An 18,841-nucleotide genomic window follows, 5' to 3' on the forward strand; every position below is an offset into this window, starting at 1 on the left:
GCTTGCCTTCCAACCAAGCCGCGCGACGCGCGCCACAAATAGCGCCGTAGCTAGCGCGGCTTGGCTGGAAGGCTGCCCGGGGCCCGTTACCCCATCTACGAGACTGAATTCTTGGAGATAGCGATCAGCCTCAGCGCAGCGCCGCTGTCCGCACGACGAACGATGTCGTCTCGAGTTTCGCGGTCGCGCTGCCCGTAAAACCGTCGCAGGACAGGCCCTGCGTCGGATCGTCGGCAAAGCCCATCGCGATCACGGCCTGTGGCTTGACGAAATAGCCGCGCAGGGCAGCCGTATCGAGCTCGCCCATCAGCGTCACGGACATCGCGCGGCTGGCGCTCGGCGACAGCATCACGATCTTGAGCCAGATGCTCTCGCCTCTGGCGGCGGAGAGGCGGGTCGCGGTTGCGATTCTGCCGTCGATGCTCTTGCCGACCACCGAGTTGATCTCGGTCGCGGGCGCGAGGCCGTGCGTCGCGGCTGCAGGGCGGCTTGCGCGCGGGATCGGCGCGGAGGCGGCGACGACGTTGGCGCGGTCGACCGTGGAGGCGGACGCCGGCGCGTAGGCCAGGGCCTGATAGGTCGCGTTGGAGACGCTCGCGGTCGGCTGCGGATCGGTTGCAGCCGCAAGCGCCTGGCGCGCCTTCAGCGCGGCGATTTGGGCCGGCGTCGCCTGTTGCGGCGTGGCGGGGGTATCCCAGAAGCCGCGGGCATTGATGATGTCGGCCGGAGTCTCCGGCTTGCCGTCAGCAGATTTGGGGGCCGGCTTGTCAGCCACGGGCGCGGGCTTCGGCTTGGGCGGCGCAAAGATCTGCGCATCGGCGGAGGCGAGCTGGAGCGTGGCGACTTGCGGCTTGGCGCGCGGTGTCGGCACCGGATCTGCGGGCTTGGCTGCGGCTGCGACCAGGGTCGGCTTCGCAGCTGCGGCGGGCGCGCCCTCGTCATCCTCGTCGCTGCTGCTGGTGGCCGGAGCCGACTTGCCCTTGAACAGGGCGGCAAAGAAATTCGGCTTGCCGTGGGTGTCGTCGCCGTTGCCGCGGCGCTCGATGTCGGCCTTGGCGAGCTCATAGCCCTTCAGCGGCGTGCCGTCGGTCGGGACATGGACCGTGCGGCCGTCCGGGAAGACGCGGGCGAGCTGGTCATGCGTCATGCGCGGCCAGTGCCGGATGCTGCCCGTATCCAAATGCACGAAAGGCGAGCCGGAGGTCGGGTAGAAGCCGACGCCGCCGCGCTGAAGGCGCAGGCCGGCGAAGCGGATTTGCTCCAGCGGCACGCCCGGAATGTGGAAGTCCATCGCATGTCCCAGCATGTGCTGGCTGAAGCGCGCCACGCCGGAGGAGCGGCGGCGGAGCATGGCGTTGGTGGCGGGGGAACGGTAGGAGGAGATGATCTGGATCGGCTGCTTGCCGTCGACGTCGCGATAGACTTCCCAGAGGATGTCGAACAGGTGACGGTCCATGACCGTCTCGTCCTGGGTGCGCCAGTCGCGCAGGAAGTGGTTGAGCTGCTTCAGCGCCGCTTCGTCGAAGCGCCCGTCGCGCTTGAAGGTGACGGTGAGGTCTTCGCCGGAATGGGTGTGATGGAAGGAAAGCGTCTTGGTCTCGTTCAGCGCGGCGGCGTTGTGAACCGAACCTGCGGCAGCAAGCAGCAATACGGAAGCGAGGCCGATCCGGAAACCGGCCTTCACTCCCGCATGGGACAACGACAGCACAGTGAATTGGCGTGCAAGACCAGTCAGCACGTTAGAGCCCACCCAGTCGACCAGCGTTCAAAATGGACTCTCCCGCCAACCCCGCTAGCGCGCGAAAGAGGATGAACGCTTTCTTAAAGCGAGAAGGTTAATTCGAGGTTGACCTTCCCGTCCCCAAAACCAAGTCAGATTGCAGACCTAAGCGGCCGAGTGTGGCGAAAAAACGCCCGCGGCCCGACTTCGGGTGGTGAGTGGTTAACGTTAAGCGACCCCATCCAGGGGATGAGGTCGCTGATCCTAGTAGAAAATTTCAGGAAAAGACCAATCGCGGAGGCCTCAGCGAGTGAACACCCGCTGCTGCTGCGGACGGCGGCCGACCGGGGCCGGCGGCGGGGTCGGCGCCCCGAACAGCCGCTCGAAGAAGTTCGGGCCGGACGAGCCGAAGCCGCCGCTGGCCACCGCCACGCCTGGGGGAAGCGTCGTCGCCGGGCGCGAATAGCTCGGCTGGGAGTGCGCGACGATGTTCTCGAGGTCCTTGCCGCGGCCGTTCTTCAGGATGTTGATCATGGTCGCGTCGCGGCCATAGACGTCCTTGCGGAATTGCAGCTTGCCGCCCTCGTCCACGAACGCGGTCTGGTAGGTGATGTTGACCGGGATCGGCGTCGGGAATTTCAGGTCGATCTCGCTCTTGCCGTACATGCTGCGCACGCGCTCCGGCGTGTACTTCTCGTTCGGCAGCGCGATGTTGAGCAGCACGGAGGCGTACTGATCCGGGTTCTGCACGCGCATGCAGCCATGGCTGAAGGCGCGCTCATCCCTGGCGAACAGATTCTTGTCCGGCGTGTCGTGCTGATAGACCAGGAACTTGTTCGGGAAGTTGAAGCGGATGCGGCCGAGCGCGTTGGCTTCACCGGGCGGCTGCGAGATGTGCACGGAGCCGTCGCGGTTCTGTTCGAGCTTGAGGCCCATGCGCTGGAGCACGGTCGGGTCCTGCTGAAGCGCCGGCAGATATTCGTTGTAGACGATCGACGGCGGCACGTTCCAGGTCGGATTGACCGTGATGTACTTCATCGTCTCGGTGAGCAGCGGCGTCGCATGCGTGCCCGGCTTGCCGGTGACGACGCGGGTGGTCCAGACCTGCTGGCCACGCTGCATCACCTTCAGCGTGTAGTCGGGAATGTTGAGGATGACATAGGCATCTCCCAGCGAGGGCACGCCGAGGTCGCGCGGCAGCCAGCGCCAGCGCTCCATGTTCACCAGCACCACGTCGATCTGCTTGTCGCGCTTCGGGGTGTTGATGGCCTTGACCGTCTTGTCGTCGAGGATGCCGGTCGCCTTGATCTCGGCACCGTTCTGGAATTTGCGCACGGCTTCGGCGACAGTGGCGTCATAGTGGGTATCGCTGGCGTTCTCGGTGATGCCGAGCTTGGCGCGGAGCTGCGGCACGCGCGAATCCTCAACGACGATTTCAGCCTGCTTCTTCTTGCCGGCCGGGGTATATTTCAGCGCCGGACCGTCGGCGATCTCGATCACCGGGCCGTTGCCCTGGCCGCGCAGCTCCGCGAGCTTGGCTTTCAGCTCCTTGTAGAGCTTCTGCGGCGGGTTGTAGCTGTCGAGCGCAGCAGAGGCGTCGGCTGCGGTCGTGACCTTGGCGAGCACCTCGTTCGGGTCGACCGGATGCTCGGGATAGAGGATGTCACCGCTGACCTGTGACCAGTGCATGCGGCCGCTCTGGGCCTGGCGCGCATAGTCGAACATGCTTGCGGTGAGCTTCAGCTCGGCATCGGCCAGCGCATCGGGCGTCGTGGCGGCGGCGAAATCCGGCACCGGATAGTCGGCGGGATTGAGACCGTCGGAGGCGGCATCCTTCAGCCGCGCGATCACGCCCTTGGCAGCAGCGGTCAGGCTGCCACTCTGGGTCCAAACCGGCGCGAAGTCGCGCGCACCGTAGAACTTCTCGACGGCGGCGCGCTCGTTCTTGCGGTCGAGATAGCGCGAGGTCTTGGCGCCGATGATGTCCTTGAGCTTGTCGGCGACCGGCTGGTCGGCGGGGGGGACGTTGCTCGCGGCTTTCACGGGCTCTGAGGCCGGCTGCTCCTTGGCGACGTCCTTCGGCGGCTCGGCCGGAACCGCTGCGGCAGCGGGGGCTGCCGGTGTTGCGGTCGCAGTGTCGGCCTTGGCGGGCTCGGCCGTGTTGGCCGTTTCGCTCTTCGGCGCCTCGCTAGCAGGCGTGGTAGCGACGCCGGAAGACCTGGTCTCGACCTTGTCAGGGGCCGGGGCAGCTTCAGCCTTCAGGGGTTCCTTCGTCGGCTCCGTTGCGGAGTCCTGGACCGTAGCGGTGGTGTCGAGCTTGATGTCGGAGGCGGTCGGGGGCGGGACGTTTGCGGGCTCGGGGCGCGGGATCGCGGCTTCGATCGCGAGTTCCGCGGCGCTGCTGCGCGCCTGATCCTGCGCCAGTGCCGAACTGGCCGATACCGCGAGGAAGGTCGCCGCGACCGTCATCAAGACGCGGTCAAAGCCTGCACGGTGGTTCAAACAGTCACGCATTGTGTCGCACCCCTCGGGTGAACTGTTCCTCGTGGAACAGCTTTCGTTATCGTCTCTCAGCTTCGGCTAAAGCGCGCCGGCCTCTCGAAAGTTGCACGCCTGCACGCTACGATTCATATGCGGACGAATCTCACGCAGACGATATACAGGCCCCGATTTCGCAGCCAGCGCTTCCCGGGACAGCTCACGACAAACTGACTTCAACGAAGCTTTTTGGCAACGGATCGTGCGCTTCCGCCATGCGCTTTTCCCTGTGTCTGTCACTTCCAAGTCACGGTTCACGGCGCGGCCGAATTTCGCCGTAATGCGAAGGGCTTGCGCCCTCGTCGCAGCGCCACTCGAACCTCCGTTCGCATGAGGCTCAGTGCGTCTCTTCGCCGCTTTTGCCGCCATGTCCGGGAACCCCGGCTTCGTCGAGTTTGCGGTAGAGGGTGGACCGGCCGATTTTGAGGCGGCGGGCAACCTCGGACATCTGCCCCCGATAATGCGAGATCGCGAAACGGATGATCTCGTTCTCGATGTCCTCCAGCGGGCGGACGTCGCCGGTCGGGGTCAGCATGGAGAGGGTTCCCGCCAGGGGCAGCGGTGCGATCGGTATTTCGCTACCTGACACCAGCGAGGGCGCCGCGATCGGCTCGAGCATCAGCGGTGCGGTCGGGAAGTCCGTCGCGTGATGCGGCTGCGAGGTGAGCACGGGGAAGTCGGCAAGGCCAAGCTGGTCGCCGTCGCTCATGACTACCGCGCGGTAGACCGCGTTTTCGAGCTGGCGGATGTTGCCGGGCCAATCGAGCTGGGCGAGGTGCGCCACGGCCTCGCCGCTGATGCCGGTGATGACGCGGTTCTCCTCGGCGGCAAAGCGCGCCAGGAAATGCCGGAGCAGATGCGGGATGTCCTCACGCCTCGCCCGCAGCGAGGGGATCGTCAGCGGCAGGACGTGGAGGCGATAGAACAAATCTTCGCGGAAATGGCCCTGCTTCACCCGCTCCAGCAGCTTACGGTTGGTTGCCGAGACGATACGCACGTCGACCTTCAACGGCTTCCGCCCGCCGACCGCTTCGACCGCGCCTTCCTGAAGCGCGCGCAGCAGCTTGACCTGCGCGGACAGCGGCAGCTCGCTGACCTCGTCCAGGAACAGCGTACCGCCATGGGCCTCGACGAACTTGCCGGTGTGCCGTTCGGTGGCGCCGGTGAAGGCGCCCTTCTCGTGACCGAACAGGATCGACTCGACGAGGTTATCGGGGATCGCGCCGCAATTGACGGCGACGAACGGCTTTGCCTTGCGCTCGCCGCTGCCATGGATGGCGCGTGCGAACATCTCCTTGCCGACGCCGGACTCGCCCTCGATCAGCACGGGGATCGACGAGCCTGCCGCCTTCTGCGCGGTCCGCATCACGCCCGCCATCGCCTCGGCGCGGGTGATGACGTCGGAGAAGGTCAGCCGGCCCTCGCGGCTGTGACGGATGCGCTGCAATTCGCCTTTGAGCGCGGACGCGTTGAGCGCGTTGCGCAGAGAAACTTGTAGTCGCTCCAGGCCGACCGGCTTGACGACGAAATCGGCCGCGCCGGCGCGCATGGCCGAGATCACGTTGTCGATGCCGCCATGGGCGGTCTGCACGATGACGGGGACGCTGAGGCCAGCCTCGCGGATTTTAGCCAGCACGCCCATGCCGTCGAGGCCGGGCATCACGAGATCGAGGATGACGGCGTCGATCGCGGGTGCGTCGGGCGCGATGAGGGCGGCGATCGCGGCGTCGCCGGAGTCCACGACGACCGTCTCATAGCCGCATTTCTGCACCATGTTCTCGACCAGCCGGCGGGCTACGGCGTCGTCGTCGGCGATCAAAATACTGGCAGCCATGGTGTTCCCCGCACGCTACTACTATCTGTCTCGAATCGGGGCACTCTGGCCGAAGCCGATTAACGCACTCTTAAACCTTGATGCCCCCGCCCGCCGCCGCGATTGTTGAACACAGGTTTCCCACACAATGAATTCGCGCTCCAACACCGCTCTCAAAAAGACCGCTCTCAAAAAGACCGCTCTCAAAATGTCCGCACTTAAGAAGCCCGCTTCCAGCAAGCCCGCTCTTCGCAAGCCGAGCACCAAGAAATCCGCCGCCAAGGCCAAACCCTCCAAGCCTTCACCCGCAAAGTCTTCAGCCGCAAAATCTTCACCAGCAAGGCCTGCGAGCAAGACCGGCAAGCTTCCGGAGTGGAACCTCGCCGATCTCTATTCCGGGATCGATGCGCCGGAAGTGGCGCGCGATCTCGAGAAGATGGACGCCGATTGCGTCGCGTTCGAGACGGACTACAAGGGCAAGCTCGCAACAGGGACAGCAAACGAACATGGCGGAAAATGGCTCGCCGAGGCGGTGCGACGTTATGAGACGATCGACGATCTCGCCGGCCGTCTCGGCTCCTATGCCGGTCTTGTCCATGCCGGCGACAGCGTGGACCCCGAGATTTCAAAGTTTTACGGCGATGTCTCGGAGCGCCTGACGGCGGCGTCCACGCATCTGCTGTTCTTCGCGCTCGAGCTCAACCGTATCGATGACGATATTTTGAACCGCGCGATGCAGGCCGCCGAGCTCGCGCATTACCGTCCCTGGATCGAGGATCTGCGCAAGGAGAAGCCGTATCAGCTCGACGACAAGCTCGAGCAGCTCTTTCTGGAGAAGTCGCAGACCGGCTATTCCGCCTTCAACCGGCTGTTCGACCAGACTATCTCGGGCCTGCGTTTCAAGGTCGGGGCCAAGGAGCTCGCGATCGAGCCGACGCTGAATTTGTTGCAGGACCGCGACGGCGCCAAGCGCAAGAGCGCGGCGGAAGCGCTCGCCAAGACGTTCAAGGCCAATGAGCGCACCTTTGCCCTGATCACCAACACGCTCGCCAAGGACAAGGACATCTCCGACCGCTGGCGTGGCTTCAAGGACGTGGCGGATTCCCGCCATCTGAACAATCGTGTCGAGCGTGAGGTGGTGGATGCGCTGGTCGCCTCCGTCCGCGCGGCCTATCCAAAACTGTCGCATCGCTATTATGCGCTGAAGGCGAAGTGGTTCGGCAAGAAGCGGCTGGCTCATTGGGACCGCAACGCGCCGCTGCCGTTCGCAGCGACCGACATCATCGGCTGGCCCGATGCGCGCAACATGGTGCTGACGGCCTATCGCGGCTTCTCGCCTGAAATGGCCGATATCGCCGAGCGCTTCTTCACCGATCGCTGGATCGACGCGCCGGTTCGTCCCGGCAAGGCGCCCGGCGCGTTCTCGCATCCGACGACTCCATCGGCGCACCCTTACGTGCTGATGAACTACCAGGGTAAGCCGCGCGACGTGATGACGCTCGCGCATGAGCTCGGCCATGGCGTGCACCAGGTGCTGGCTGCAAGAAACGGCGCACTGATGGCGCCGACGCCGCTGACGCTGGCCGAGACCGCGAGCGTGTTTGGCGAGATGCTGACCTTCCGCCGGCTGCTGGCGCAGACCAAGAGCGTCAAGCAGCGCCAGGCGCTGCTCGCCGGCAAGGTCGAGGACATGATCAACACCGTGGTGCGGCAGATCGCGTTCTATTCGTTCGAGCGCGCGGTCCATACCGAGCGCAAGAACGGCGAGCTCACCGCGACGCGGCTCGGCGAGATCTGGCTGTCGGTGCAGGGCGAGAGCCTGGGGCCGGCGATCGAGATCAAGGCGGGCTACGAGACCTACTGGATGTACATCCCGCACTTCATCCACTCGCCGTTCTACGTCTACGCTTATGCGTTCGGCGATTGTCTCGTGAACTCGCTCTATGCCGTCTACGAGAATGCGGCCGAGGGCTTCGCCGAGCGCTATCTCGGCATGCTCGCGGCCGGCGGCACCAAGCATTATTCCGAACTGCTGCGGCCGTTCGGCCTCGATGCCAAGGATCCCAAATTCTGGGACGGCGGTCTCTCGGTGATCGCGGGCATGATCGACGAGCTCGAGGCGATGGGCTGAGGCGAAGCGCGAGTTCCTTCCCAGCGTGCAAAATGCGGGTGCCGCAAATATTGCGGCCACGAGTTCCATCCGTGCGCGCCGCGCGACCTTCGCGGCGGGTCCGGCCTTTTGCTACGTAGGATTGAACATTCGTGAAGCCCGAAAGACTAATTCAACAGATATTCGGAAAGGAATTTTCTACTATTGATTGTGGACTGATCGGTTTCTGCCTGGGAAGGCACCCATGCTCGATCAAGGACCCACCGCGCCGGTTCCGATGGCGAGAAACGCTGCCGTCGATGAGGAAACGCCGTGGTGCGAGAAACACCATCAGATCGTCTGCGATGAAATCGAGGCGATCAACACGCGACGCGAGCCGGAACGGCGCCTCGATGTCGATGGCCTGCAACCCTGCGAATTGCTCGACGTCGTCGGGCTTGCGTTGTCCGGCGGTGGCATCCGCTCGTCGGCCGTTTGCCTCGGCGTGCTCCAGGCATTGAACCACCACAACCTGATCGGCCGGATCGACTATCTCTCCACGGTGTCGGGCGGCGGCTATATCGGCACCTCTCTGAGCGCCACCATGACGACCGCACGGCGCTTTGTATTCGGCAAAAGGCCTTCGGGCGGAACCGTCACGGCCGCCGAGATCAGCGACACGCCATCGGTCGGACACCTGCGCAACTATTCCAACTATCTGATCCCTGCCGGTGCCCGCGATCTTCTGACCGGAGCTGCGATCGTCGTGCGGGGACTGGTCGCCAATATCGGGTTGACGTTACCGATTGTGCTGCTGCTTGCCGCCGTCACCATCTGGTCAATGCCGCTGCGGAGCTGCCTGACGGATGCGAACATCTTTGGCGTCAGTCTCAACAACAGGACGTTATGCGAACTGCACGATTTCAGCGACATCGATCGTTACGGTTTCAGCATCTTCGGCTCGGTAATAGCGCTGGTGATGTTCCTTGGCAGCGGGATTGCCTATCTCACCTCCCGCTCTGTCCGCGGCAGCGGTCTCAGCGTCGTGTTCGCCTACATTGGCGGGATCGCGTTGTTGTTGGGCGTCGCGTGCGACTTCGCGCGGTTTCTCAAGGTCCAGCATTTTGCGCTGACCCTGGCGATCGCAATCATCGGGGGCGTTCTGTTTTTCGGATGGGCGCTGAAGCAGTCGCTCGCAAGTCCCGGAAAGCGGCAGGAGTTCCGTTCGCATTGGCCGAGCATGGGCGCGACCTTCCTGATGCTGCTGGCAGTGATTGCCTTCTTCGAATTTCAGCCCTTCATGCTGGGGCAGATGTTCGATATCGCCGAGAGCAGCGCAATCGGCGGGCCGGCTGCTGCGGTTGCGATCACCTGGATCAAGTCGCTCGCGGCGGTGGCTGCGCCGATCGGTATCTTCGTCACGGCATTCAGGCAGCAATTCGTGGAATTGCTGAAGGGCAACAGCGCATCCTCACAATGGGGTTCGCTGGTGCTCGCCGTCGTCGCCAAGGTCGCGCTGTGGATCGCGGGCCTTGCGCTTCCGCTCGTCATCTGGGTCGCATACCTCTACCTGTCGTATTGGGGCATCGCCAACGACCTGTTCGAGAGGTGCCCGTCGGCCCTGGGCGTTGTCTCGCAAAGAGAGTGCCTGGCCAGCGCCAAATCGAACACGCCGTCCGGCAATCTGGCAGGCATGCTCCAGTTCGATGCCGGCAAGGGGACCCTGTCAGCCGAGATCATGCCGACGGCTGCGCCGGCGGTCGCGGCCAATACCGAGCGGTTGACGCCGACCTGGCATGCTCCCGCGTGGCTCGAATTCCTGGCTCAGAAGGCGGGACATCTGGTTCAGGCCCGCTTTCCCAATCTTTTCCAGGGCAAAGCGTCGGAACTCGGCTACTCCTTCAGCCTTCCGATGGTGATCCTGTACATGTTCGCCGGTGTCTTGCTGTTCGTCATTTCGTTCTGCCTGACGCCGAATGCGAACTCGTTGCATCGGCTCTATCGCGATCGCCTGAGCAAGGCCTTCCTGTTCGATCCGACGCGTTCGGCCGACGGGGGCGTCGCGCCCGCCGAAGCCAGTCTCGACCAGGGGCGCGATTTCAGGGCGCTCGATCGCATGAAGCTGACTGATCTCTACGCGGCTCCGGCCGAGGCGGCCCGGATTCCAGGGCAGCCGGCTACGCCGAAGCTGCACGCGCCCTATCAGCTCATCAACACGGCGCTGAATATTCAAGGCTCCGACTTTGCCAACCGGCGCGGACGCAACGCGGACTTCTTCGTGTTCTCCGCCCTGAACGTCGGCAGCGAGGCGACCGGCTATGCGCCCACCGCTTTGGTGCAGGACGATGAGCAAAGTCTCGATCTCGCCACTGCAATGGCGATTTCCGGAGCTGCGGCCTCCTCGAACATGGGTTCGAACTCGATCAAGGCGCTGACGCCCACGCTTGCGCTCCTCAACGTCCGGCTTGGCTAATGGCTGAAGAACCCGCGTTACGTCGATGAGCGTGTGCGGCCGCAGCGCCGCTCCACGCCACTCTATTTCTGGTCGGAGATCTCGGGGCGCCTGTACGAGAACAGCGACAGCGTTTACCTGACGGACGGTGGCCATATCGAGAATCTCGGCGTCTACGAGCTGTTGCGCCGCCGCTGCAAGGTGATCATCGCGATCGATGCGGAAGCCGATGCGCCGATGAATTTCGGCTCCCTGATGACGTTGCAGCGTTACGCCCGCATCGATCTCGGGGTCCGGATCGACCTGCCATGGATGCCGATTCGCGAGCGCACGCGTGCGCTGATGGCGCGCAATGCCGACAAGGCGGGTGATCCCGGCGCGGCCGACGAACATGACGAGACTGCGCGAGACCTCGTCCACGTCGCAATCGGCACCATCGACTATGGAGGGGACGAGCGGGGTTATCTCGTTTATGTCAAATCGTCGCTCAATGGCGACGAGAACGACTATATCCGGGACTACGCACGGCGAAACGACCGCTTCCCGCACGAGACCACGGGTGACCAGTTCTTCTCGGAAGAGCAGTTCGAGGTTTATCGTGCGCTGGGCTTCCACATGGCTCACGGCTTCCTGTCCGGTGCCAATCCGGTGGCGGTCGGTCGCGGCACGGTCCCGCATACGGCCCGGTTCACCGAAGCCGGCGAGCCGGCGATCGATGCGGTACGCGAGGCGCTCGGTCTTGCGATACCCCAGCGACGGACCGCGAGCGTCACCGCCACGATGATCGATCAGGGCTGAGCCGCGCGAGCGCCGGTTTCCCGGCAATCGGAATTCCAAATGACCTGATTTGCCCGAAAACCGCGCATTGGTGCCGTTGCCCTGCCCGAAGGTTTGCGGTATCCAGCCCAAGAATTCGACTTTCGACTGGGGACAATACATGGCTGACCATCGCGAAGTGGCGTACACCACCGCCGACGGCAACGACTACGTTGCCCACGAGCAGACCTATGAGGGCTTCATCAAGCTGGTGAAGTACGGCACGGCCTCGGTCGCGCTCATCATGATCCTGATGGCGATCTTCCTGACCTGATTCATCGCCTGCTGCACCGCCAGCGTCGTCGGTGCCCATAAAATTTGCATTCAAGCCGGTTCTAAAACCGGTATCCAACGTTGCGGGAGTAACGCTAAGTTCGCGTGCGCGCTTTTTCCCGCGTCGCCGGAGGGCCCATGAAGATCGCCGTTGCCAAGGAAATCGACCCGTCGGAGCCGCGTGTCGCCGCTTCGCCTGATACGGTGAAGAAGTTCAAGGCGTTGGGCGCCGAGATCGCCGTTGAGCCGGGCGCCGGCCTCAAATCGGGCCTGCCGGATTCCGAATTCACCGCCGTCGGCGCCACCGTCAGCGCCGATGCGCTGAAGGACGCCGACATCATCATCAAGGTGAAGCGCCCCGAGGCGTCCGAGCTCGCGCAGTACAAGCGCGGTGCGCTCGTCATCGCCATCATGGACCCCTACGGCAACGAGGCTGCGCTGAAGACGATCGCCGATGCCGGCGTCTCCGCCTTCGCGATGGAGCTGATGCCGCGCATCACCCGTGCGCAGGTGATGGATGTGCTGTCCTCGCAGGCAAACCTTGCCGGCTACCGCGCCGTGATCGAGGGCGCCGAGGCCTTCGGCCGCGCCTTCCCGATGATGATGACGGCCGCCGGCACCGTGCCCGCCGCCAAGGTGTTCGTGATGGGTGTCGGCGTCGCCGGCCTCCAGGCGATCGCGACGGCGCGGCGGCTCGGCGCCGTCGTCACCGCGACCGACGTGCGGCCCGCGACCAAGGAGCAGGTGGAATCGCTCGGCGCGAAATTCCTCGCCGTCGAGGACGAGGAATTCAAGAACGCGCAGACCGCCGGCGGCTACGCCAAGGAAATGTCCAAGGAGTACCAGGCCAAGCAGGCGGCGCTCACCGCCGAGCACATCAAGAAGCAGGACATCGTGATCACGACCGCGCTGATTCCGGGGCGGCCGGCGCCGAAGCTGGTCTCGGCCGAGATGGTCAAGTCGATGAAACCCGGTTCGGTGCTGGTCGATCTCGCGGTCGAGCGCGGCGGCAACGTCGAAGGCGCGAGGCCGGGCGAGGTCGCCGAGGTCGATGGCATCAAGATCGTCGGCTACACCAACGTCGCGGGCCGCGTCGCGGCGTCGGCTTCCAGCCTTTACGCGCGCAACCTGTTCAATTTCATCGAGACCATGATCGACAAAAGTAGCAAGGCGCTGGCCGTGAATTGGGACGATGAACTCGTGAAGGCGACCGCGTTGACCAAAGACGGGGCCGTGATCCACCCGAACTTTCAGCCCAAATCGGCTTAATTGGGCCTAAGGAGAGCCGCCATGGAGCATGTTGCACAGGTCGTCGACCCCTTCGTCTTCCGGCTGTCGATTTTCGTTCTCGCCGTCTTCGTCGGTTATTTCGTGGTGTGGTCGGTAACCCCGGCGCTGCACACGCCGCTAATGAGCGTGACCAACGCGATCTCCTCGGTGATCGTGGTCGGCGCGCTGCTCGCGGTCGGCGTCGGCATGATCTCGAGCGGCTCGGGCTGGGCGCGCGGCTTCGGCTTCATCGCGCTCATTTTCGCCTGCGTAAATATCTTCGGCGGCTTCCTTGTCACCCAGCGCATGCTGGCGATGTACAAGAAGAAGGTGAAGTGAGCGGCGTGCACCTCGGGGTGACGAAGACAAAGGGGACCTGAGATGAACGCCAATCTGGCTGCAGTTCTGTATCTCGTGGCGGGTGTGCTGTTCATCCTGTCACTGCGCGGGCTGTCCAGTCCCGCCTCATCCCGGCAGGGCAATTTCCTCGGCATGATCGGCATGGGGATCGCGGTTGCGACCACGCTGGCCAGCCATCCGCCGGCCGACGGCCTTGCCTGGATCCTCGTGATTCTTGGCATCGCGATCGGCGGCAGCGTCGGCGCCGTGATTGCGCGGCGCGTGCCGATGACCTCGATGCCGGAATTGGTCGCCGCCTTCCACTCGCTGGTCGGCATGGCCGCGGTGCTGGTCGCCGCCGGCGCGTTCTACGCGCCCGAGGCCTTCGACATCGGAACGCCCGGCAACATCCATCCGCAGAGCCTGGTCGAGATGTCGCTCGGCGTCGCCATCGGCGCCCTGACCTTCACCGGCTCGGTGATCGCATTCCTGAAGCTGTCCGCGCGGATGAGCGGCGCGCCGATCATCCTGCCGTTCCGCCATATCATCAACGTCGCGCTCGCCGTGGCGCTGGTGTTCTTCATCGTCGGTCTCGTGCTGACCGGCAGCGCGCTCGACTTCTGGCTGATCGTCATCATCGCGCTGGCGCTCGGCGTGCTCATGATCGTCCCGATCGGCGGCGCCGACATGCCGGTCGTGATCTCGATGCTCAACTCCTATTCGGGCTGGGCCGCGGCCGGCATCGGCTTCACGCTCGGCAACTCGGCGCTGATCATCACCGGCGCGCTGGTCGGCTCATCCGGCGCGATCCTGTCCTACATCATGTGCCACGCGATGAACCGGTCCTTCATTTCGGTCATCCTCGGCGGCTTCGGCGGCGAGACCGCCGCAGCCGGCGGAGCGACAGGCGAGCAGAAGCCCGCCAAGCTCGGCTCGGCCGACGACGCCGCCTTCATCATGAAGAACGCGCAGAAGGTCATCATCGTGCCCGGCTACGGCATGGCGGTGGCGCAGGCCCAGCATGCGCTGCGCGAAATGGGCGACATCCTGAAGAAAGAAGGCGTCGAGGTGAAGTACGCCATTCATCCGGTCGCGGGCCGCATGCCTGGGCACATGAACGTGCTGCTCGCCGAAGCCAACGTCCCTTACGACGAGGTGTTCGAGCTCGAGGACATCAACTCCGAATTCGCGCAGGCCGACATCGCCTTCGTGATTGGCGCCAACGACGTCACCAACCCGGCGGCCGAAGAGGACAAGACCTCGCCGATCTACGGCATGCCCGTCCTCCAGGTCTGGAAGGCCGGCACCGTGATGTTCATCAAGCGCTCGCTCGCCTCGGGCTATGCCGGTATCGACAATCCGCTGTTCTATCGCGACAACACCATGATGCTGCTCGGCGACGCCAAGAAGGTCACTGAGAACATCGTCAAGGCGATGTAGGGCGGAAGGAAGCGGACTGTGGCCATCAACAAGCAATGGCACCAGTCCCATCGCATGCCGCCCAAAGCGGCGCGCGAGCAGCGCGTCAAATGGCATGCCGCCCACAACGCGGCATGCGGCTGCCGCGATATTCCGGCGAGCCTCCGGTTCGACGTCATGAAATTGCTGCGGAGCCGTCGCAAGCCCTGAATCGGGGGACCGGCCGCGTCATCATGACCATCGTCAAATGGATCGCCATCCTGCTCGCGACCGTCTATTGCGCCGGTCTCCTCGTGCTGTACATCCGACAGCGCGAGATGCTGTTTCCGATCCCGCCCGTCGGTCGCACCGCGCCGGGTGCCGTAGGCCTCCCCGAGGCCGAAGAGCATGTCCTGGCCACCTCCGACGGCGAGAAGGTCATCGCCTGGCACGTGCCGGCGAAGCCGGGCCGTCCCGTCATCCTGTATTTTCCGGGCAACGGCGATTTTCTCGCCGGCCGTGTCAGCCGCTTCAAGGCCATGACCGCAGACGGCACCGGCCTCGTCGCGCTGTCCTATCGCGGTTATGCCGGTTCGAGCGGCGCGCCGAGCGAGGAGGGCCTGCTGCGGGATGCCGCAGCCGCCTACGCCTTCACGACTGCGCACTACGCCGCGGAACGAATCGTCGCCTGGGGCTTTTCGCTCGGAACGGGCGCGGCGGTTGCGCTCGCCTCGGAGCATCGTGTTGGAAAACTCATCCTGGAAGCCCCCTATACGTCGACGGTCGACGTTGCAGCTTCATCGTTCTGGTTCGTTCCGGTGCGCCTGCTGATGCGCGATCCATTTCGTTCCGACGAGCGCATCATGCGCGTCACGGTGCCGCTCCTGGTCATGCATGGCAGCAACGACCTTGCCATTTCGATCGTGTTCGGAGAGCGTCTGTTCGCGCTCGCGCATGAACCGAAGCAGTTCGTTCGCTTTGCGGGCGGCGGACACGACAATCTCGATGCTTTCGGTGCGATCGAAACGGCAAGGCGCTTCATTGAACCCTAAACGGATCGTCACGCGGCGCTGGAGCGTAGCCCTCGCCACGACCCTCACGCTGTTGCCGCAGCACGCATGGGCCGCCACCGGGCTCGATGGCGCTGCGATGCATTGGCCCTATGCGCTGCCCTTTGCTGGGCTGTTGCTATCGATCGCGCTCGGGCCGCTGCTGTTTGCAAAATTCTGGCACCATCATTACGGCAAGATCGCCGCAGCCTGGTCGCTGCTGGCGCTCGCCTCCCTCGTCATTTCGGCCGGGAGCATGGCGGCGCTGTCGGCGCTCGTTCACGCCATGCTCGCCGAATATCTCGGCTTCATCGTACTGTTGTTCTCGCTCTACGTCGTGGCCGGGGGCGTTCTCATCACGGGTGATATCAAGGCGACGCCGGCGGCCAATGCCGCCATCCTCGCGCTCGGCACCTTGATGGCGAGTATCGTCGGCACCACGGGTGCCGCGATGATCCTGATTCGTCCGCTGATCCGGGCCAACCGGTCGCGGCGCCACAACACTCATGTCGTGATCTTCTTCATCATCCTGGTCGCCAATGTCGGCGGCGCGCTGAGTCCGCTCGGCGATCCCCCGCTGTTCGTCGGCTTCCTGCACGGCGTCGATTTCTTTTGGACCACGCAGACCATCTGGCTGCAGACCACGATCGTTGCCGCACTGCTGCTCGCGATCTTTGTCGTCATCGACGTCTGGCGCTTCCGCAGCGAGCCGCCGCCCGGCGACGCCGGCCCCGCGAAGCCGGTCCGCATCCGCGGCCTCGTCAACCTGGTGCTGATCGCAGCCATCGTCGCGAGCCTGCTGGTCTCGGCGATGTGGAAGCCCGGCACTGCCTTCGACATTCTCGGAACCGGGCTGGAGCTGGAAGACATCGTGCGCAACGTGGCGCTGCTGGCCATTGCGGCGATCTCGGTGTGGCTGACGCCCGACGAGCACAGGCAGGCTAACGGCTTCACTTGGGAGCCGATCCGCGAAGTCGCAAAGCTGTTCGCGGGCATTTTCGTCGCCATCATTCCGGTCATTGCCATGCTCAATGCCGGCCGTCACGGCGCCTTCGCGTGGCTGTTGTCGGCGGTGACGACACCGGACGGTGCGCCGCGCGAGGTTGCCTATTTCTGGTTCACCGGCCTGATGTCGGCGTTTCTCGACAATGCGCCGACCTATCTGTTGTTCTTCGAGCTCGCCGGCGGCGACCCGCAGGTGTTGATGCATGAGCTCTCGGGCACGCTCGCCTCGATCTCCATGGGCGCGGTCTACATGGGTGCACTCACCTATATCGGCAACGCGCCGAACTTCATGGTCAGCAGCATTGCCAGCGAGAACGGCATCGAGATGCCGAGCTTCTTCGGCTATCTGCTGCGCGCCGGCGCCGTACTGATCCCGCTGTTCCTGCTGCTGACGCTGCTACCGATCGCGCCGATCCTGCACTGGCATTGAATCTGCCGGCCGATTTGCTACTGCTCGCCTAAGGTGCGATGAATTCATCGCACCTTAGGCTTTTCGTCTGAGCATGATCCTTTCGGAAAACCGCGACACACTTTTCCGGATCATGCTCGAAGTAGTTGGAGCAGTGGATGAGTGCGCATAGCCAGATGCCCCGGTCGGCCTGGATCTTTCCGGGCCTGGCCGTGCTGCTGTTCGCAGTCGTCAGCGCGACGGACTATGTGTTCACGCTGTCGTTCGGCGGGCTCGTCTTCGCCCTCGTCCTCCTGGTCATCCTGTTCGGCACGGTGTTCGCCGCGGTTCATCATGCCGAAGTGATCGCGGAACGGGTCGGCGAACCCTATGGCACGCTGGTGCTGACGCTCTCGGTGACCATCATCGAGGTCGCGCTGATCACCACGATCATGCTGGGCGACAAGCCTGCCCCGGAACTGGCGCGCGACACAGTGTTCGCCGTGGTCATGATCGTCTGCAATGGCCTCGTCGGGCTCTGCATCTTCATCGGCGGCCTGCGCTATCGCGAGCAGGGCTTTCAGCTCTCCGGGGCCAACGTCTATCTCAGCGTCCTGTTCGCCCTCGCGACCATCACGCTGGTCATGCCGAACTACACGACCACCACGCCGGGCCCGGTCTATTCTGCGGTTCAGCTCGGTTTCGTCGACGTGGTCACGCTCGCGCTGTACGGGGTGTTTCTCTACACCCAGACCGTCCTGCACAAGGATTACTTCGTCCACGAACGGGCGGACGGCGGGAGCGGCGAGGCGCATCTGTCAAGCAGGATGCTCGTTCTCAGTATCGTGTTGCTGCTGATTGCGCTGCTGGCGGTCGTGCTGCTCGCCAAGAAATTCTCGTTGGTGGTCGATGCCGTCGCGGCCAAGATCGGTGCGCCGCCTGCCTTTGCCGGACTTCTGGTCGCGCTCCTGATCCTGTTGCCGGAAGGCGTCGCGGCCGTCTCGGCGGCCCGCAAGAACGACCTCCAGAAGAGCATCAACCTCGCGCTCGGGTCGTCGCTCGCCACCATCGGGCTGACCATCCCAGCCGTTGGCGTCGCCACCTACGCGCTCGACAAAGAGCTCGAGCTCGGCCTCAGCGCCCAGGGCAGCGTGCTGTTGCTCCTGACCTTCTTTCTGAGCATGATGACCTTCGGCACCGGCAGGACCAATGTGCTGTTCGGACTGGTCCATATGGTGGTATTTGCCGTCTACGTGTTCATGGTTTTCGTGCCCTGAACCCACTTTGCCCCAACGCGGCCCTTCGGGTCCGGATGACGCCCAGGAGAGTTCCGATGCTTGCCGCCAGGTCCGAGGTTCAGATCGACAACGAGCAGGTTCGGGTGACCGAGTGGCGGCTCGCTCCAAACAGCGCCACCGGGCATCACACCCACGGCATGGACTATGTCATCGTTCCCGTCGTCGCCGGCGAGATGACCCTCGTGGCGCCCGGCGGCGAGCGTTCCAAGGCGCAGCTTGCGGCCGGACAATCCTATTTCCGAAAGGCTGGGGTCCAACATGACGTACTTAACGAAACCTCAACCGAGATCGTGTTCCTTGAGATCGAGCTGAAGCCGTAAAGGGGAGCGTTACCCTTTGCCATCGATCCGTCGCAGTTGATCCCTTACAATGCCCCAAAGTTCCCGCATCTGAT

At 64.0% G+C, this 18,841-nt stretch carries 15 protein-coding genes; 12 read left to right on the forward strand and 3 right to left on the reverse strand.

The features are described from left to right. Positions 1-130 precede the first annotated feature (130 nt). The 3 genes from IVA80_RS34170 to IVA80_RS34180 all read right to left on the reverse strand — a co-directional run bounded on the left by IVA80_RS34170 (position 131) and on the right by IVA80_RS34180 (position 6,092). Positions 131-1,738, reverse strand: a complete 1,608-nt coding sequence (locus tag IVA80_RS34170) for a DUF882 domain-containing protein (protein WP_247439522.1) — start codon at positions 1,736-1,738, stop codon at positions 131-133. A 285-nt stretch (positions 1,739-2,023) separates the two neighbouring features. Continuing rightward, on the reverse strand, positions 2,024-4,234 hold the full coding sequence (locus IVA80_RS34175) for a L,D-transpeptidase family protein (RefSeq protein ID WP_247439523.1): 2,211 nt from the start codon (positions 4,232-4,234) through the stop codon (positions 2,024-2,026). 361 nt (positions 4,235-4,595) lie between these two features. After that, the gene (locus IVA80_RS34180; RefSeq protein WP_247439524.1) at positions 4,596-6,092 is read right to left on the reverse strand and encodes a sigma-54 dependent transcriptional regulator; all 1,497 of its coding nucleotides are present in this window, start codon (positions 6,090-6,092) and stop codon (positions 4,596-4,598) included. Between the two features lie 187 nt (positions 6,093-6,279). On the opposite strand from IVA80_RS34180, the gene IVA80_RS34185 reads away from it, so the two are divergent. The 12 genes from IVA80_RS34185 (at position 6,280) to IVA80_RS34240 (ending at position 18,767) form a co-directional block, all read left to right on the forward strand. After that, the gene (locus tag IVA80_RS34185) at positions 6,280-8,202 is read left to right on the forward strand and encodes a M3 family oligoendopeptidase (RefSeq protein WP_247439525.1); all 1,923 of its coding nucleotides are present in this window, start codon (positions 6,280-6,282) and stop codon (positions 8,200-8,202) included. A gap of 223 nt (positions 8,203-8,425) precedes the next feature. Further along, positions 8,426-10,633: a cell division protein gene (locus tag IVA80_RS34190; RefSeq protein ID WP_247439526.1), complete on the forward strand. Its 2,208-nt coding sequence runs from the start codon at positions 8,426-8,428 to the stop codon at positions 10,631-10,633. Between the two features lie 33 nt (positions 10,634-10,666). Continuing rightward, positions 10,667-11,410: a hypothetical protein gene (locus IVA80_RS34195; protein ID WP_247439527.1), complete on the forward strand. Its 744-nt coding sequence runs from the start codon at positions 10,667-10,669 to the stop codon at positions 11,408-11,410. 139 nt (positions 11,411-11,549) lie between these two features. Then, positions 11,550-11,702: an aa3-type cytochrome c oxidase subunit IV gene (locus IVA80_RS34200; RefSeq protein ID WP_247439528.1), complete on the forward strand. Its 153-nt coding sequence runs from the start codon at positions 11,550-11,552 to the stop codon at positions 11,700-11,702. Between the two features lie 137 nt (positions 11,703-11,839). Next, positions 11,840-12,970, forward strand: a complete 1,131-nt coding sequence (locus IVA80_RS34205) for a Re/Si-specific NAD(P)(+) transhydrogenase subunit alpha (protein ID WP_247439529.1) — start codon at positions 11,840-11,842, stop codon at positions 12,968-12,970. Between the two features lie 21 nt (positions 12,971-12,991). Next, positions 12,992-13,309, forward strand: coding sequence for a proton-translocating transhydrogenase family protein (locus IVA80_RS34210; RefSeq protein ID WP_018453812.1), 318 nt, complete (start codon positions 12,992-12,994; stop codon positions 13,307-13,309). 42 nt (positions 13,310-13,351) lie between these two features. After that, a complete protein-coding gene (locus tag IVA80_RS34215; RefSeq protein WP_247439530.1) occupies positions 13,352-14,749 on the forward strand; it encodes an NAD(P)(+) transhydrogenase (Re/Si-specific) subunit beta in 1,398 nt (465 codons plus the stop codon). An 18-nt stretch (positions 14,750-14,767) separates the two neighbouring features. Next, positions 14,768-14,938, forward strand: a complete 171-nt coding sequence (locus IVA80_RS34220) for a hypothetical protein (protein ID WP_247439531.1) — start codon at positions 14,768-14,770, stop codon at positions 14,936-14,938. A gap of 23 nt (positions 14,939-14,961) precedes the next feature. Then, positions 14,962-15,759 carry an alpha/beta hydrolase gene (locus IVA80_RS34225; RefSeq protein WP_247439532.1) on the forward strand — a complete coding sequence of 266 codons (798 nt, stop codon included), beginning with the start codon at positions 14,962-14,964 and terminating at the stop codon, positions 15,757-15,759. Beyond that, entirely contained in the window at positions 15,713-17,191 is a 1,479-nt protein-coding gene (locus tag IVA80_RS34230) for a sodium:proton antiporter (RefSeq protein ID WP_247439533.1), read from the forward strand. The genes IVA80_RS34225 and IVA80_RS34230 overlap by 47 nt, the downstream gene beginning before the upstream one ends. Positions 17,192-17,328: 137 nt before the next feature. Further along, positions 17,329-18,426, forward strand: a complete 1,098-nt coding sequence (locus tag IVA80_RS34235) for an ionic transporter y4hA (protein ID WP_247439534.1) — start codon at positions 17,329-17,331, stop codon at positions 18,424-18,426. 56 nt (positions 18,427-18,482) lie between these two features. Next, complete coding sequence (locus tag IVA80_RS34240) at positions 18,483-18,767, forward strand: cupin domain-containing protein (RefSeq protein ID WP_247439535.1); 285 nt, start codon at positions 18,483-18,485, stop codon at positions 18,765-18,767. The last annotated feature ends 74 nt before the right edge of the window (positions 18,768-18,841 follow it).

The organism is Bradyrhizobium sp. 139, assembly GCF_023074175.1.
In the GTDB taxonomy this organism is placed as follows: Bacteria; Pseudomonadota; Alphaproteobacteria; order Rhizobiales; family Xanthobacteraceae; genus Bradyrhizobium.

What these genes read in the sequence shown, in the direction of transcription:
- IVA80_RS34175 (WP_247439523.1), bottom strand. Translation starts at nt 4,234, where the DNA reads ATGCGTGACTGTTTGAACCACCGTGCAGGCTTTGACCGCGTCTTGATG.
- IVA80_RS34180 (WP_247439524.1), bottom strand. Translation starts at nt 6,092, where the DNA reads ATGGCTGCCAGTATTTTGATCGCCGACGACGACGCCGTAGCCCGCCGG.
- IVA80_RS34185 (WP_247439525.1), top strand. Translation starts at nt 6,280, where the DNA reads ATGTCCGCACTTAAGAAGCCCGCTTCCAGCAAGCCCGCTCTTCGCAAG.
- IVA80_RS34190 (WP_247439526.1), top strand. Translation starts at nt 8,426, where the DNA reads ATGCTCGATCAAGGACCCACCGCGCCGGTTCCGATGGCGAGAAACGCT.
- IVA80_RS34200 (WP_247439528.1), top strand. Translation starts at nt 11,550, where the DNA reads ATGGCTGACCATCGCGAAGTGGCGTACACCACCGCCGACGGCAACGAC.
- IVA80_RS34205 (WP_247439529.1), top strand. Translation starts at nt 11,840, where the DNA reads ATGAAGATCGCCGTTGCCAAGGAAATCGACCCGTCGGAGCCGCGTGTC.
- IVA80_RS34210 (WP_018453812.1), top strand. Translation starts at nt 12,992, where the DNA reads ATGGAGCATGTTGCACAGGTCGTCGACCCCTTCGTCTTCCGGCTGTCG.
- IVA80_RS34215 (WP_247439530.1), top strand. Translation starts at nt 13,352, where the DNA reads ATGAACGCCAATCTGGCTGCAGTTCTGTATCTCGTGGCGGGTGTGCTG.
- IVA80_RS34225 (WP_247439532.1), top strand. Translation starts at nt 14,962, where the DNA reads ATGACCATCGTCAAATGGATCGCCATCCTGCTCGCGACCGTCTATTGC.
- IVA80_RS34230 (WP_247439533.1), top strand. Translation starts at nt 15,713, where the DNA reads ATGCTTTCGGTGCGATCGAAACGGCAAGGCGCTTCATTGAACCCTAAA.
- IVA80_RS34235 (WP_247439534.1), top strand. Translation starts at nt 17,329, where the DNA reads ATGAGTGCGCATAGCCAGATGCCCCGGTCGGCCTGGATCTTTCCGGGC.
- IVA80_RS34240 (WP_247439535.1), top strand. Translation starts at nt 18,483, where the DNA reads ATGCTTGCCGCCAGGTCCGAGGTTCAGATCGACAACGAGCAGGTTCGG.